8 protein-coding genes are annotated in these 14,955 nt (G+C 43.5%); all 8 read right to left on the minus strand.

Going from position 1 to position 14,955, the window contains the following annotated elements; translation table 11 throughout:
* Positions 1-133: 133 nt before the first annotated feature.
* Positions 134-7,342, minus strand: a complete 7,209-nt coding sequence (locus A9267_RS21835; protein ID WP_065109875.1) for a choice-of-anchor U domain-containing protein — start codon at positions 7,340-7,342, stop codon at positions 134-136.
* A gap of 495 nt (positions 7,343-7,837) precedes the next feature.
* Positions 7,838-8,311: a Fur family transcriptional regulator gene (locus A9267_RS15965; protein ID WP_055022573.1), complete on the minus strand. Its 474-nt coding sequence runs from the start codon at positions 8,309-8,311 to the stop codon at positions 7,838-7,840.
* A gap of 306 nt (positions 8,312-8,617) precedes the next feature.
* Complete coding sequence (locus A9267_RS15970) at positions 8,618-10,318, minus strand: Na(+)/H(+) antiporter subunit D (protein WP_065109876.1); 1,701 nt, start codon at positions 10,316-10,318, stop codon at positions 8,618-8,620.
* A complete protein-coding gene (locus tag A9267_RS15975) occupies positions 10,305-10,655 on the minus strand; it encodes a hypothetical protein (RefSeq protein WP_065109877.1) in 351 nt (116 codons plus the stop codon). Before A9267_RS15975 ends, A9267_RS15970 begins: the two co-directional genes overlap by 14 nt.
* A complete protein-coding gene (locus A9267_RS15980; protein WP_055022570.1) occupies positions 10,645-12,135 on the minus strand; it encodes a monovalent cation/H+ antiporter subunit D family protein in 1,491 nt (496 codons plus the stop codon). The genes A9267_RS15975 and A9267_RS15980 overlap by 11 nt, the downstream gene beginning before the upstream one ends.
* Entirely contained in the window at positions 12,132-13,610 is a 1,479-nt protein-coding gene (locus A9267_RS15985) for a monovalent cation/H+ antiporter subunit D family protein (RefSeq protein ID WP_065109878.1), read from the minus strand. The genes A9267_RS15980 and A9267_RS15985 overlap by 4 nt, the downstream gene beginning before the upstream one ends.
* Positions 13,610-13,972, minus strand: coding sequence for a cation:proton antiporter subunit C (locus tag A9267_RS15990; RefSeq protein ID WP_055022568.1), 363 nt, complete (start codon positions 13,970-13,972; stop codon positions 13,610-13,612). Before A9267_RS15990 ends, A9267_RS15985 begins: the two co-directional genes overlap by 1 nt.
* Entirely contained in the window at positions 13,953-14,948 is a 996-nt protein-coding gene (locus A9267_RS15995) for a Na(+)/H(+) antiporter subunit B (protein ID WP_269454733.1), read from the minus strand. Before A9267_RS15995 ends, A9267_RS15990 begins: the two co-directional genes overlap by 20 nt.
* Positions 14,949-14,955 lie beyond the last annotated feature (7 nt).

The following is a 14,955-nucleotide window of genomic DNA, read 5'->3' on the forward strand; positions in this document are numbered from 1 at the left end:
ACTTATTGCCATCTTGTTGATTTATTGTGTCACCATCTTCTTTTGCGGTAATAAAGAAGATGGCGACGTTGTTAAGGCGATCCGCTATGTTTTATGCAGTACTGTCGGCTTGTCTAAGCTTATTTGTACTTTCTTATTTGTACCTTCTGCGACTGAAGCTGATTAGCATCAATAACATGAACCAAATACCCAAAGCACCACCACTGCTCGACTTTGACTCTGGCTCAGGTTCAGGCTGCGTAGGTTCTTCTGTTTCTACCTCAGTTTTATTGGTAACGGTTAAACTGGTCGTTACTGAATAACTGAGTTCGCCATCAGATACCGTGACTTGAACCTCAATCACTTCATCAGTGCTGACTTCTGGTGTTGTCAGAGTCAGTTGATTGGTTGTTTGATTTTCAAGTAATACAGCTGGGCCTGATAACTGCTGCCATTGATAACTCAGTGAGTTATTCTCTGCATCACTACCGACAGCTATCAGGGTAATACTGCTGTTTTCTTCAACTTCATTGTTGTGGCTCTCAAGCACTAGCGATGGCGCAGTATTCACAGGAGGTGTGCCTGTTTGCACGGCAACCACTCCGGGATCTTCAATTGAGCCATTCGCGAGACCGTCGATATCGTTAGGACCACCGTCTTCAATGAGTAATCGAATACAGTTGTTACCTTCAATTAATCCTTGCGCCGAGGCCTGAGCATAAGTTGCATCATTAACAAGTGGGCAGTTACCGTTTTCATCCGCCAATGCAGAGCTGATGCTGTTATTGGCATCAACAACAAAGCTATACCAGCCTAGTGCTGGGTTGTACTTACGGTATATAGCATCAGCTGGTAATGTTTGACCTTCTGCTAATGGAATTACCACTGCAACAGATTCACCTTGCTCACTTAATCCATTAACGATGAAGTTATAAACAGGCGTGATAGTCTCAAAATACGCATCTTGAGGATCGGCATCGCCAGCTTGTAATAACGCGATTAAGTCTTCAATTGAAAAACTTGCTGAATCTGCGGTAATACCGAGTCGAGAAACAAACAATCCAAGCGTCATTGATAAGCCGTCTTCGGTGTGAGCTGGCTCTGCATCGTTCTGCGTCGGTAAGCGGGTGTCGTTAGCATCATTATCTAAATAATCAGCAATACCGTCACCATCACTATCAGCATATCCTTCATCGCTATCTGGGATACCATCATTATCTGAGTCAACATCACTGCCTAACGCTGGCAAGTCGGCAATCACCAATTGCGCCGTGCGAGAGACAGAGAAGACATCAGAAGTATTGGTTTCAGTAGCAATAGCATTAACTTGATAAACACCAGACTGTAATAAGCTTGGTTCTATTTCGAATGTCATTAGGTTTTCGTCAATGGCTGCATCAACGAGCCCATCAATACTTGACCAGGTGAGGTTGTGAGTATCGTTTTGGTTAATATCACGCACATTTGCAGTGATGGTAACCATGCCATTATTGGCATCGATAACACTAATTACTCGGCCATTTTGGCGCATTGTGAGGTTCATTCTAGGCGCAACATTTCGTTCTATCAGGGTGAATTCAGTTATGTTGGCATCACCAATAAATGCATTTACACCATAATCTAACTGAAGCTGCAATTGATCTTCGTTAGTCACGCTTTCAGGAATCGCTATGTCGAGCTGCCCAATTTGACCTGCTTCAATATCTGCAACCAGTTGATTATTAACAAACCCATTAACGAGTAAGCTATATGAAATCTGCACTGGGTAATGTGCCGCTTCACCATTTAAGTAAGCATTAATAGTGTATTCGCCGCCAGCTTCAACAGGGCGTTGAGAAGGCAAGGTTAGCATTGGCACAATGTCGAGATTAAATGACGATACTGCCATATTGCCAAGGGCATCAGTTGCTTCTACTTCAACAATATGACTTCCTGAAGCCAGTAAAGTGTCACCCATCATATTTACAGTGATGTCACCGTCGACCAAGTCAGTCGCAGATAGCGACACTAAGTTAGCAATATTGGTTAAACGCCCCTGGGCATTAATTGACATATCGATTAAATCGTCAAAGCTTGGCGCTGTAGTATCGACAATGGTGATAACTTGTTCAGCACTTGAATGGTTGCCCGACATATCAGTCGCTGTCCAAGTGATGACATGCTCACCTAAGCTAAAGGTGAAGTTATCCGTATCCACAGTTAGTTCAGGTGAAGCATCGTTATCATCCATCACTGATGGCTGAGGTACTTGCACTTGAGTTAACTCACCTGTTGCTTCAAATGTCATACTTTCAACATGACTGATCACAGGTGCTTGTGTGTCTGAGTCATTAGGATCGAGCGGGTTAGGGTCATTTGCATCGATAACACCATCACCATCATCGTCATTATCAGCATTGTTACCAATACCGTCGTTATCCGTATCTAACGTTTCAGTTGGATCCGTTGGGAAGGCATCCGCGTTATCACCGACACCGTCGTTATCAGTATCTAAGGTTTCAGATGCGTCGTTAGGGAAGGCATCTGCATTATCACCGACACCGTCGTTATCTGAATCTAACGATTCAGATGCGTCATTCGGGAAAGCATCTGCATTATCACCAACGCCGTCGTTATCAGTATCTAAGGTTTCAGATGCGTCATTCGGGAAAGCATCAGCGTTATCACCGACACCGTCGTTATCAGTATCTAACGTTTCAGAGGCGTCGTTCGGGAAAGCATCCGCGTTATCACCGACACCGTCGTTATCAGTATCTAAGGTTTCAGATGCTTCGTTCGGGAAAGCATCCGCGTTATCACCGACACCGTCGTTATCAGTATCTAAGGTTTCAGATGCGTCGTTAGGGAAGGCATCTGCATTATCACCAACGCCGTCGTTATCTGAATCTAACGATTCAGATGCGTCATTCGGGAAAGCATCTGCGTTATCACCCACGCCGTCGTTATCAGTATCTAATGTTTCAGATGCGTCGTTAGGGAAGGCATCTGCATTATCACCGACACCATCATTATCAGAATCTAACCATTCACTGCTGTCGTATGGGAAGGCATCTGATTGATCGCCATAGCCATCGTTGTCGGAATCAACTGTTTCATTAGCATCAAATGGGAATGCGTCAGTATTGTCACCGATACCATCGTTATCTGAATCTAACGTTTCAGTTGGGTCAAGAGGGAAGGCATCGCTGATGTCTTCAACGCCATCCGCATCATCATCTCGATCATTCGAGTTAGTTAAGCCATCGCCGTCTAGGTCGTAGTCATTAAGCATATTGACTAGGTGAATGCCAAAACCATTCCAGTCAGAACCGGCGATTAACAAGTTACCATCGTCTTGAAGGATTAATTTGATTGGGTCGTAATCTTGTACATCTAAGCGAACATAGCCTACGGTATTGAATTGACTATCTAATTCACCATTTTCAGTAAAGCGAACAACATGGGCGTAATCAGCTGTTAAACCGCTTAATACCAGTATACGGCCGTCACGTTGAATCTGAATATCTTGAACATTCCAGACGCTAACATCTTCGTCAAAATCGTTGGCCGAATAACCATTGTCTGCAAATGTGCTGTCAAGTTGGCCATCAACAATTTTCAGTACACTGAGTCGTTTAGCAACGTTTGATGTTGTACCCGCAGCGTAAACATTGCCTTCTGCGTCTTTAGCTAATTTAATAGAACGGGTAAACATATCGCTATCAAGTGCGAGCTCGCCATCCGTACCAAAGCTAGTATCAATGTTGCCATCAACGTCAATTTTGGTCAGATAGAAAGTGCGATCTTGTTTCTGCATTGCTAACACTTGGCTATCATCATCAAGCATGATGGTATCTAGCACATAAATGTAGCTACCTAATTCTGGCTCACCAATTGCCAAGCTACCAGCATCACCAAAATTGGTATCAAAAGTGCCGTCACTGCTGAGCTTATGTGCGAAGTTTTGATAGGTGTACTTACCGTAAATTACCGTGCTGCCATCAGATAATGTTGAAGCAACATCAACACCACGGGTAATGAAACCATCTTCATTATCGTAAATACCCGTTTCATTGAAGCTAGTATCTAAAGCACCAGTTGCATCATACTGAGCGATAAATACTTGATTGTCTTTATCACCTGCGACTTTAATGCCGCTTTCATTTGTTAGTGCTAGTTTAAAGTGAGTCGCTAGATCTTGGTTTATTGCATAAAGAATACCGCTTTCAGCAAAATCTGTGTTAATGGCACCTGAATTATCCATATCAATGATCACACCACTATCATCAGTATGGACGTCGTAATATGCACTACCGATAAGGTACAGACCATTATCGTGAGCAATGGCGTCAGTAATATAAATTTCTCTATCGCCGTTAWGCACATAAGCTGAAGCAATACCGTTTAAGCCATAAGCAGTGACTAAGTCACCGGCATCATCGTTATCTGCATTGTTACCAACACCATCAGCATCGGTATCGTATTGTTCATTACGATCATTAGGGAAGGCGTCTGCGTTATCACCCACGCCATCGTTATCAGAATCTAGGTATTCAGTCGCATCGTTATCAAATGCATCTTCAAACGCCCAGTAACCGTCAGCATCAGCATCGCGGTATAAATTGCCACTTAATAATAATGCTGGATATTGCTCAGACGTGCCGAAATCCCAGTTGGCTGAAGACCAGTCATTTGTATAAGCGGTACTGTTACAATTAATATCAACAGGTGTTGTAGGGCATTGCAGTTCTTCAGATGTATAACCCGCGCCTGAATTGTTGAATGTGCTCGATATGCCAGTTGCTTCGGTATCCCAAAGGGCATACACAACAGATAATGTATTTGATGTGCTGTAACCTAAAAGGCCACCTGTTTCGGTATTTTGATCATCATTGGTGTTAATAGCACCATATGCCAAGACACGCTCAAATGTTGAATCTGCATTTAGGTCACCTGCGATACCACCAATAATCGAGTCACCTAACAGTGAAACATCAGCGTATGAGTCAACCACCTCTGTCGCACCATCAATATCACCAATTAAACCACCTAGAATCTTGGGGGCAGTAATGCTGCCTTGGGCAAACACTCGGGTTAACACGCTTGTGCCTTCAACTTTACCGATAAGACCGCCTGCGACTTCAATATCTGTCTCAATGCCAGCTTCATCAATCAGGGTAATATCTACAATCGCGTAACTATCGTTAATCGTGACACTTTCAGCATCACCAATTAAGCCGCCTGCAGACGTTACGGCCTGGATATCGCCTTCAAAACTCACGTTATCTAAGGTGTTGGTCCCTGATAATTGACCAAACAAACCACCGGTATCAGAACCTGCGTCATCAGTAATAGAAATCGACGTGATATTACCTTGTGCATGAACTTGATCCGCATCTAAGTTATAAAGTCGACCTGCAACTAAACCGCTGTCATCATTACCAAGGATGGTACCTTGCACGTTAATATTGCTCAGCACCGCTGAATCAGCGCTGCTGTTTCGGGCAATTAAGAATGCTGAGTTATTCAAGCCTGTGACGCTAGTTAAATCACCGTCGATATTAATATTCGTGACACTCACCGTGGCTACATAACCCAATAGTGCTTGATAGTCTTCATCTGGGCGATTGATAAATAGGTTATGAATGGTGAAGCCATTACCGTTAAAGTTGGCAGCAAAGCGGTCATCGGAAGTACCAATAGGCTGCCAACCTTCACCTGCGTTGTAGTAGGTTTCATCAGACAGATCACCGTCAGAATCAGTATCGAAGTCTAAATCTGTGGTTAATTCGTAACCAATGCAACCTGTACCGTCAGTTAAACCGGCACAACCTGCGGTAACACCGCTTAAGCTATTACCTGCTAAGTCATCACGTATCGCGTGTAACTGAGCCAACGTTGAGATTTCAATTAAGCCATCGTCATCGATGTCAACATCGTGTGCAGCAGTTGAWCCTGTCGCATCAAATGGGTATAGATCTGATTCATTGGCAACATTGTCACCATCAATATCAGGATCTGAATTATCACCAATTAAATCGCCGTCAGTATCTGACCATTCTGTTGGATCATTAGGAAAAGCATCAGCATTGTCACCGACATTATCGTTATCAGTATCTGCCCATTCTGCGGCGTCATCAGGGAAAGCGTCTAATGAATCTGGAACGCCATCATTATCTCTATCGTGAAAAGCAACACCGTTGATAATAGGTGAAGGGTACTGACTAGATGTACCAAAATCCCAATAGGCTTCATCCCAATTGGCATAGATACCAGCGTTAGTAACCGGCGCTTGTAACTCAGTTGTGGTATAGCCAGTACCTGAGCCACTTGTCGCGTTGCCACTGGCTTGGGTATCCCAGTATGAATCTGTCACAGTCCCAAGTGCAGAGCCTGTTAGTCCGCCTTTATTAAATGCCTGCTTAGCAGAGCCTGTTGAGAAGCTATTTGTAATGGTTGACGATGAAGAAGCAACGCTGCCAATTAAGCCGCCCACAGCATTATTCGCCTCGGCTTTAGCATGAGAGGCGACATTAGTGACGTCTGCACTTGAAAGGTTACCAATAAAACCGCCGCCGACTGTGCCAGAGGTAATGACAGAGCCATTGACTAGACAGTTTTCAACGCTACCATTTACTAACTCTCCTGCAAATGCACCGGCATCACCTTGGCCTGTTACATCAACAGTGGCTAAACATTGCTTAATCGTTGCTTGGCTCGCACGAGCAGCAATACCGCCGGCATAAGCCCCAGCTTGATTACTTTCTACTGTTCCGGTAAATGAGATGTTGGTCATGACACTCGGGGTACTACCATAGATGTAACCAACTAGGCCGGCAACGTAATAACCGCTAGCTGTTACCTGACCATTAACATGAAGGTTTTCGATAGTGGTATTTTCAGCATGACCGAATAAACCAAGACTGTCGTCATCGCCTGTTAAAGACGTATTGTTGATGTATAGGTTTGCAATCGTGAAATGATTACCGTCAAACGTACCTGTAAAAGGTGCAGCGAGGGTGCCAATAGGTGTCCAACCTTCACCCGTATTGTAGGTGTCGTTTTTAACACCATCATCATTTTCATCAAAATCTAAGTTAGTGGTTAACTCATAACCAAAACAAGCAATAATGTCGTCGTTATTACCACAACCTGTTGTGTTCTCACTAATACCGTTGTCATAAGCTGTGCCCGCTAAGTTATTACGGATATTGTTGAATTGCTCAAGGCTATTGATTTCGATTAACCCATTGCCATCAATGTCCACATCAACTGCGTCGGCTACACCATCATCGTCAGAGTCGATTCCACTGGCTTTTACTGGTGAGGTTAAACTAATAACACCAAAGAAAGTGGTTAACAGAAGGGATAATTTGAACTGCATATTAGACACCAAGGTTATAATTATTTTGAAAAAATGTTGGGTTATTTTGATTGTGTTTAACAAATAAGGAAGAAATAAGGAACAAATATGCAAGTTGGTTGTATTTTAACTTTTTAACACCACATGAATCTGTGTTGTCGTTGGGAGCAAGCGCGTTTTTATAGGGAAGAGCAATTGTGACAGGAGTCGATAAACAGGAAAATATGAACGATGTTAAAGGGCAAAGTCAGTTAAATAGAGGGGCAATTAAGTCAACGAAAGAAGGGGGGATTCAGCTAGGCTTGGGTAAGCACTAGTCACTTTTTTGTTTAGAAATTGCCAGCTTAAGGCTTGATTAGCTTAGTTGTTTGTTTAATTTGGACGCTGACATAAGCGTTAAGCAAGCGTTGGGCTCACTAGGAAATAGCCTCGTTAACCGTTATACAGTTATTATCAATCTAACGAGGCCATCACTGTTTTTTTAGTATCTCTGGCAGAATGCTGCCTTGTGAAGAATTAGCCTTTCTCGCTTGGATTAGCGCAGTCATTACAGAGGCACTGTAATTCTATTTGAGAGTTTAGAAGCTGAAAGTCGGCTTGGTTAATACTTTCTTTTAATGCTTCGATTACACTAGTTTGAATGCCTTTTTCTGCAACTTTGCCACAGCTTTTACAGATTAAAAACTGCGGGACTTGATGCTCATGAGTACAAGTGATGTGTGAGCAAGCAAGGTATTTGTTTTCTGATGATAGTTTATGAACCAGTGCCAATTCACTCAATATATCCAGCATTCGGTAAACAGACATTGGCGCTAATGATTCATTATGAGTCGTGCGATATATATCGACAATTTCATAAGCAGATAAAGGCTTACTAGAATCAAGTAACACACCTAATACATTTTTTCTTTTCGCTGTAAGTTTAACGCCTTTGTTGTGACATATTTGTTCTGCCTTAGCAAAAATTTCAGCGTTATTAGTAGTAGACATAGTTCAGCTCAAAAGAAATCATAATGGGCGTTATTATTTATTGTCGTGATGACATTGTAAATGATAAAGAGTGAAACATTGCTTCTAAAGCACAACCAGAATCGAAATTGTGTGAGCAGATTAACTGATATCGACTTAATCGGCGTAAGATCAATGTTCAAAACAGAGGCTAAAAATACGAAAGCTTAAGGATATGCTAAGTGAAAAATGGCAAATGAAAAATGACAAGTGCGCTAGCCTGTATGTAACCCTTGTTAGCAAAACAAGCTAGCGTGCTCTTTATTTAAATCAACTCTACCAGTTAGGTTAATTTACAAAGCCAATAAACAGATAGGTTGCAAGAATAACAGCAACCCAAAGCACCATGTTGCCAGACGGATAGTCGCTTGAGATAAAGCTACCACCTTCTTTGTATTGGCGGGCTAAAAATGCCTGACATTGACTTAGTTTGCCACGAATTGACTGACGTACATCAGCATCGACTTTCCAAATAACCGCAAACATACGTTGCAATATATTAGGGACTAAACGTCTATATACCCAATCGACATCAAGGTGAGTTGAGCGCAATTCTGGCGGATATTTACCTTTAAGATTTAACCACACAAAGGCCAGCGCCGAGAACAATAACAGCTGTGTTTGTGCGAGTACGTGGGTCGCATCATAAGGGTTATAACCCGTATCATATGGCAATAATGAGTAAAGCGCCGCTGGGTAAATACCAATCCCAATACACAGGCAGGCAGCAATGAACATTGCCAATAGCATGTTGTTTGGCGGATCGTTTGCTCTAATGCCTGAATCATGGGCGAAGAAGGCAAAGTAAGGAATTTTAATACCAGCATGATGGAACACACCTGCAGAGGCGAACAATAGCATTAACCAAACCCAATCATGGCCCGTTTCCATTGCAGCCGTCATCACCATCGATTTACTGACAAATCCGCTAAACAGAGGGAATGCTGAAATAGAGGCCGCACCCACAATACACAGTATGGTGGTCTTAGGCATGGTTTTATAAAGACCACCAAGATCAGAGCCGTTTATTCGCCCTGTCATATGCAGCACTGCGCCCATGCTCATAAACAGTAAGCCTTTGAATATCACATCATTAAAGGCATGTGATACCGCGCCATTTAGTGCAAGCGAGGTGCCGATACCAATACCGACCACCATAAAGCCCACTTGGTTAATCAAGCTATAAGCCAGTACGCGACGTAGGTCGTTTTCAATGACGGCAAAGAAAATTGGGAAGCAGGTCATCGCAGCGCCAATATATACGAGTAGCTCAGTGCCAGGATAGGCTCGAGCCAGTGCATAAACGGCTACCTTAGTGGTAAACGCACTAAGCAGTACAGTGCCTGTTGGTGTCGCTTCTGGATAAGCATCGGTAAGCCAAGTATGAGCAAAAGGAAAAGCACACTTGATGCCAAAAGCGATAAAGATAAGCCAGCCCGCTATGCTGTCTAAGCCGATAAAGTCAAAGGCGATACTGCCAGTCTCACTGATATAAAACAGTGCGCCAGCCAGTAAAATGACACCCGAGAGAACTTGCATAATGAGGTAACGCATCCCAGCGCTATAAGCAGCAGGGGTTCTACGAGCCCAAATCAAAAAGACTGAAGTAAAGGCTAATAACTCCCAAAACACAAATAGGGTTAGCAAGTCGCCGGCGAACACCGCACCAATGGCGCTACCCGCATAAAGCATTGCAGCAACTTGCTGCACAGTGTCTTTAACGTGCAATGAGTAGACGATGCCAATAAATGCGGCGATATGGAAAATATAGCCAAACATCAGGCTTAATTTATCAGCTCGATAGGGGATGAGTTCATAGTCTAAAAACGTTAATTGCAGGTGGATGCCTTCTGGCACTGTCCATAAATGCAACCCACTGATGATTGGAATCGCAATCATCAATGCGCCACGGAGCTTTCCTCGCGTCGTTGCAGCGATTAATCCGCCAATCAAAAAGAGTACAAACGGCGGTAACTCAAGCATCCACATTGCGATCACCTTCATTGTTATTGTTAGCTTCTTTGGCATGGCCATCGCTGACGTCGACTATTTCAATTTTACTGTCATCAGGCGCTTCAACGGGGCCATAATAGTCTTCAGGTCGCATCAAAAAGGTACGCATCCAGCTGGCAATTAATACCAAAATGACACAGCCGACAAAGCCATAAATAGGATAGAAAATGGGGAGGTTTTCCCAGCTATGATAAACGTGGCGATGGATCACAAAATCAAGCACCACAAGCACACCGCAGCATGCGTATAGCAGATATAAAATAAGCTGAATGTTTTTGGGCTTATCGAAAAAATACAGCTTCTCATTGTCCATGGCTAACTCCAGATACAGTCAAGATAGCTTTCGCCAATTCATAAAAGGGCTGAGGATGGATAAACATAATCAAGCAGCCTAACGTAGTAATAGTTAATGCGATCAAAGAAGGTAAAGGCGCTTCTTTTATGCCGCGATGTTCAGGTGCCTCACCTTTACCAGGGAAAAATGCGTGATAAGGGATAGGCAGTAAATACGCGATATTGAGTAGAGAACTGAGCATTAAGGTTACCATCACGAACCAGTAACCTGTTTCGATGGTGCCCATTAGCAAGAACCATTTACTCCAGGTCCCTCCAGCTGGTGGCACGCCAATAATACTCAAGCTAGCAATGAAAAAAGCGGCCATAGTGACAGGCATGGTAAAACCTAGCCCACGCATTTCACTGACTTTAGATTTATGGCTGGCCACCAAAATGGCGCCAGCACAGAAGAACAAGGTGATTTTGCCAAAAGCGTGAGAGGCAATATGCATTGAGCTGCCGATAACTCCCGACTGTGTGGCAAGGAGTGCTCCTATGGTGATATAACCGAGTTGGCTCACAGTAGAGTAGGCTAGTCTGGCTTTTAAGTTGTCCTGCCTCATTGCTACGATTGAGGCTAACAATACTGAAATAGCCGCTAGATAAAGTAAAAATTCAGTGGTTGGCAATGTCGGTAGTAGGTCGAGACCAAAAATAAAGATACAAACTTTAAGTACAGTAAATACCCCAGCTTTTACCACAGCAACCGCATGGAGTAGTGCACTAACTGGGGTCGGAGCAACCATCGCTGCTGGTAACCAGCGATGAAACGGCATCATTGCAGCCTTACCAATGCCGAAAATAAACAACACTAAGATAGCGCCAGCAATTGTGGTATCAACATTGGCATCAAATACGCCGCCAGCGGTAAATTCAAGTGTGCCACTGATTAACCAAGTTAATACAATGGCGAGCAAAAAGAAGGCGATAGAGGTACTGAGTAAGATCCCTAAATAAACACGACCACCTTGTTTAGCCTTATCTGTGCCAGCATGGGTCACTAACGGATAAGTTGATAGGGTTAACACTTCGTAGAAGATAAATAGAGTAAATAAGTTAGCAGAAAAAGCGAGCCCCATTACAGCACTAATCGCCAAAGCAAAGCAGATATAAAAGCGGGTTTGGTTATCTTCATTATGACCACGCATATAACCAATGGCATAAATGGTGGTAATTAACCAAAGGAAGCTGGCAATCAGAGCGAATAGCATGCCAAGCGGCTCAATCACAAAGCTGACTTCTAAGCCAGGCATGAGCTCCCACCATGATACCTCAATGTTCGCACCAGCTTTAAGTGCTTGATAGAGGTTAACAACACAGTAAAGCACCACAAGGCTGATACTGATGGTAACAGCCTCTCGAAGATTAGGTTTACTGCCTGTTGCTGCAATAGCAAGTGTTGCCAGCAGAGGCAATAATATAGTTAGCTGTAACATCAGCGCCAAAGATGGATTCATGGGTTTATTCCAAACAAGCTTTGAGAAGCCGCCTGTGCAACTTGCACACTCAGGCGAGTATCGATACCGAAATAGATATTAGCGATGACAAGAGCCCAAATAGGACCAAGGAAAGTCCAAGGAGCTTCTTTAACCGTTTCACGTCCAGGTAATGGCGGCTTAAAGTAGGCCATTTCTACAATGCGCCAGATATACACAATGGCCAATAACGAACCTAAGAGGATCAGTGCGGCAACTGGCCACATACCTGCTTCAACACTGGCGATGAGCAAATACCACTTACTGACAAAACCGACCGTCAATGGCACACCAATAAGGCTTAATCCACCGATGACAATTGCAGACATGGTTAATGGCATTTGTCGGCCTAGCCCCTGGAATTGGCTTAGTTGAACACTACCAATGCGGTACATGACGGCGCCTAATGCTAAAAATAATGCACTTTTCATCAACGCATGGTTAAACAGGTGAAGTAAGCTTGCCATGACACCCGTGCTGGTGTTGATGGAGTAACCGATAATCATATAACCGACTTGAGCAACACTTGAGTAAGCTAAGATGTGTTTGACATTTTGCTGATAAATCGCAGTGATAGAAGCAACAAAAACACCTACGAGTCCAAGTACCATTAGAATGTCTTGTAAAGGCAAACTGGTAAATGAGAAGCTGATGCCAAATACGGTAAAGGTAAACCTAATTAATAAATACACTGCTACTTTGGTTGAGGTTGCCGCTAAAAAGGCGGTTACAATTGAAGGTGCATAGGCATATGCGTTTGGTAACCAAAGATGAAGCGGAAAAAGCGCCAGTTTTAAGCAGATGCCAACAATCAAGAAGGCAAAGGCCGCAAACACAGTACGGGTATGGCCAACATCAACTAAGCGAACAGCAAGGTCACTCATGTTTAATGTGCCAGTCATTTGGTACAACATACCAATGCCAATCAAGATAAACGTGGCACCAATCGTCCCCATAATCAGGTATTGAAATGCAGCCCACAGTGCGCGTCTGTCTTTACCTAATGCAATTAACGCATAGGCAGAGAGTGAAGAAATTTCTAAAAAGACAAAGACATTAAAAGCATCGCCGGTCGCAACAATCCCGAACATACCTGTTAGTGATAATAGGTAGAGGCTATAAAACAGGGTGTGGCGATCTTCGCTCAATTCTTTTTGTATGCTGGTATTAGCGGCAAACAGGACGACAGTGCCAATGGTTGAGATAATGAGCAACAATAAGGCATTCAGCTTATCTATGCGGTATTCAATCCCCCAAGGGGCTTCCCAACCGCCGAGTTCATAGATGATGGTCCCTGATTTCATTACTTCTATCAGCAATAGTATGCTGTTGACACAAGTTGCAGCACAGACCAATAAGGCAAATATCCACACCAGTTTTGAACGGTTTAAAAACCAACATAGTGGGGCCGCCATTAGCGGCAGCACGACTTGTAAAATAGGCAGGTGAGCTAGCACTATGATTTTTCCTCGTTTAGCTGATCTTGTTTTTGGATCTCATCTTCTTCAATACAGCCATACGACTCTTTGATTCTGATGACCAGCGCAAGCCCAAGTGCTGTGGTTGCAATACCAACCACAATCGCGGTTAGGATCAGAACATGGGGCAAAGGATTAGAGTAATCACTGATCCCTTCAGCTAGGATGGGGGCACTGCCTCGTTCGACAACGCCGACACTGATATAAAAGATAAACACCGAGGTTTGGAAAATAGTGAGTCCGACTAACTTCTTCACTAAGTTACCGTGGGCGATGACGATATAAAAACCAATCATCATCAACAGGACTACAATCCAGTAGTTATAGAGTCCGAGAAACATCTTGCTCCCCTTTTTGCTTGTTATTGTTTTGCTGGGCTTGTCTGCGGGCATCAAAATTAAAAAAGATACTCAGCATGACCGATGCAACCGTGATACCGACTCCTAGTTCAATCAATAGGATCCCGATATGTTGACCATCGAGTGGATTTTCGGCTAAAACGTTATAATCTAAGAAGTTTGCGCCATTAATCATTGAAACAACTCCAACGGAGGCGTAAAGCAATAGTCCAACAGCGGCAAGAAGTTGAATGAGGGCTGGATTAAATACCTTTTGAGCGGTTTCTAAGCCAAATAACATGGTGTATAGAATAATCGCAGCAGCAAAAATTACCCCTGCTTGGAAACCACCACCAGGGCCGAAATCACCATGGAATTGCACATAGAGTGCAAACAATAAGATGAAAGGAATGAGGGCTTTACTGACAATACGCACGACCATATGACGTTCGTGCATTTGCTCTTCAGTCGCTTCATCTGATTGAGGATTTTTACGACGACGTGGTAATCTGAGTAATGACAGCACACCAATACCAGCAGTAAAAATAACCGCAACTTCGCCTAACGTATCAAAGGCACGGTAACTGCCTAACACTGAGGTCACAATATTAGGAACGCCGACTTCTTCCATAGAGTCATGGATATAGCGAGGGGCCACATGCTGGTGAACTGGGGCATCAACGGCGCCAAAGTAAGGCATATCCATTGTGCCATATATCAACATGCCGCCTGTAACCAGTACGACAAATAATGATAAAAGAGGCTTATGACGCCTTGGCGCTTCTTTTCGGCCTGTCATTGTAATGGCCGCTAACATGAGTAAACCCGATATTCCCGCACCAACAGATGCTTCGGTAAAGGCCACATCTACTGCATCGAGTACAACAAAGAAACAGGCAGATAATAAGCCATAAATACCGCTTAACATGACAACGGCTAATAGGTCAGTCATGCGCACGATTGCAATGGCAATCACCACTAAAAAT

Origin of the sequence: Shewanella sp. UCD-FRSSP16_17, from assembly GCF_001675935.1 — a bacterium.
Taxonomy (GTDB): Bacteria; Pseudomonadota; Gammaproteobacteria; order Enterobacterales; family Shewanellaceae; genus Shewanella; species Shewanella japonica.